2 rRNA genes (1 of these 2 cut by a window edge) are annotated in these 2,500 nt (G+C 52.3%); both read right to left on the reverse strand.

Annotated elements, in window-relative coordinates:
* Positions 1-40 precede the first annotated feature (40 nt).
* Positions 41-155: ribosomal RNA gene (rrf, locus tag TA5113_RS08700) — 5S ribosomal RNA — on the reverse strand.
* 132 nt (positions 156-287) lie between these two features.
* A 23S ribosomal RNA gene (locus TA5113_RS08705) occupies positions 288-2,500 on the reverse strand; it runs 618 nt beyond the window's last position.

Genomic DNA, 2,500 nt, shown 5'->3' on the forward strand with positions numbered 1-2,500 from the left:
ATCGTTTTAGAGAGATATTATTTATTTATCTATTTACTAGGTTTGGCGATGCCCTACTCTCCCACACCTTAAGATGCAGTACCATCGGCGCAACGGTGCTTAACGGCCGGGTTCGGAATGGGACCGGGTGTTTCACTCGTGCTATGATCACCAAACCGAGTAAATAGATAAGCAGTTTGATATTGTCTTTAGGCAATTCAAACTTATTCGGTGTTGTCCAAGTCAGTATTACTGATTGTGTTGTGTATGACTTGTTTGGTTCCAGTGATGTCTGTCTATTACTGGATCAAATCAAGCCTATCGGACCATTAGTACCGGTCAACTGAATGCATTGCTGCACTTACATCTCCGGCCTATCGACGTGGTGGTCTACCACGGTCCTCAGGGATACCTTGTTTTGAGGGGGGCTTCCCGCTTAGATGCCTTCAGCGGTTATCCTGTCCGATCATAGCTACCCTGCACTGCTGCTGGCGCAACAACAGGTCCACCAGTGGATCGTTCACCCCGGTCCTCTCGTACTAGGGGCAACTCCTCTCAAGTATCCTACACCCACGGCAGATAGGGACCGAACTGTCTCACGACGTTCTAAACCCAGCTCACGTACCTCTTTAAACGGCGAACAGCCGTACCCTTGGGACCTGCTCCAGCCCCAGGATGAGATGAGCCGACATCGAGGTGCCAAACACTGCCGTCGATATGGACTCTTGGGCAGTATCAGCCTGTTATCCCCGGCGTACCTTTTATCCGTTGAGCGATGGCCCTTCCACTCGGGACCACCGGATCACTATGGCCGTCTTTCGACTCTGCTCGACTTGTCAGTCTCGCAGTCAGGCTGGCTTCTGCCATTGCACTCAACGAGCGATTTCCGACCGCTCTGAGCCAACCTTCGCGCGCCTCCGTTACGCTTTAGGAGGCGACCGCCCCAGTCAAACTACCCGCCACACAGGGTCCCGGATCCGGATAACGGACCGCGGTTAGACATCAAGCAATGCAAGGGTGGTATCTCAAGGGAGGCTCCACCGGAACTGGCGTTCCGGTTTCAATGCCCACCACCTATCCTGCACATGCATGGCCTGATGCCAGTGTGAAGCTGTAGTAAAGGTGCACGGGGTCTTTCCGTCTAACCGCGGGAAGCCTGCATCTTGACAGGCAATTCAATTTCGCTGAGTCGATGTTGGAGACAGCGGGGAAGTCGTTACGCCATTCGTGCAGGTCGGAACTTACCCGACAAGGAATTTCGCTACCTTAGGACCGTTATAGTTACGGCCGCCGTTTACCTGGGCTTCAATTCGAGGCTCTCACCCCTCCTTTTAACCTTCAGGCACCGGGCAGGCGTCAGACCCTATACGTCGTCTTGCGACTTCGCAGAGCCCTGTGTTTTTAGTAAACAGTCGCCACCCCCTGGTTTGTGCCCCCAGTCAATACTTGCGTAGAAACTGGGCCTCCTTCTCGCGAACTTACGGAGGTATTTTGCCGAGTTCCTTCAACATCGTTCTCTCAAGCGCCTTGGTATTCTCTACCAGTCCACCTGTGTCGGTTTAGGGTACGATCTCATGATGGAGCTATTTCCAGGAACCGATGAACGGCCCACCCAATCCAATAAGGGTGAACAATCTTCTCGATCCGTCACTTCCATCTGGCCCAGGAATATTAACCTGGTTCCCATCGACTACGCCTTTCGGCCTCGCCTTAGGGGTCGGCTTACCCTGCTCAGATTAGCTTTAAGCAGGAACCCTTGGACTTTCGGCGAGAGTGTCTCTCACACTCTTTGTCGCTACTCATGTCATCATTCTCACTAGTGATCTCTCCACGGGATCGCTCACGCGCCCGCTTCATCGAAAGCACATTATCCTGCGCTACATCCCGAAGGATGTAGAAGAGGATATGTGCTATGTCACACTACGCTCTGCTACCATGCAATAAATGCATCCTAGACTTCGGCTCATGGCTTGAGCCCCGTTACATCTTCGCCGCAGGACAACTTATTTAGACCAGTGAGCTGTTACGCTATCTTTAAAGGATGGCTGCTTCTAAGCCAACCTCCTGGTTGTTTTGGTCGTCCCACCTGCTTTCCCACTTAGCCATGAATTAGGGGCCTTAGTCGTAGGTCAGGGTTGTTTCCCTCTCCACTACGGACGTTAGCATCCGCAGTGTGTCTGCCATCTAGTACTCCCGGGTATTCGGAGTTTGATTAGGATCAGTAAGGCTGTGGGCCCCCATTACCCATTCAGTGCTCTACCCCCCGGGGTATTCGGATGACGCTCTACCTAAATAGATTTCGCAGAGAACCAGCTATCTCCGAGTTTGATTGGCCTTTCACCCCTAGGCACAACTCATCCCGACCTTTTTCAACAGGTGTGGGTTCGGTCCTCCAGTAAGTGTTACCTTACCTTCAACCTGGTCATGCCTAGATCACTCGGTTTCGGGTCTAATGCATCTAACTCAAGCGCCCTATTAAGACTCGCTTTCGCTGCGCCTACACCTAACGGCTTAAGCTTGC

It is taken from the genome of Cognatishimia activa (assembly GCF_001458335.1).
In the GTDB taxonomy this organism is placed as follows: domain Bacteria; phylum Pseudomonadota; class Alphaproteobacteria; order Rhodobacterales; family Rhodobacteraceae; genus Cognatishimia; species Cognatishimia activa.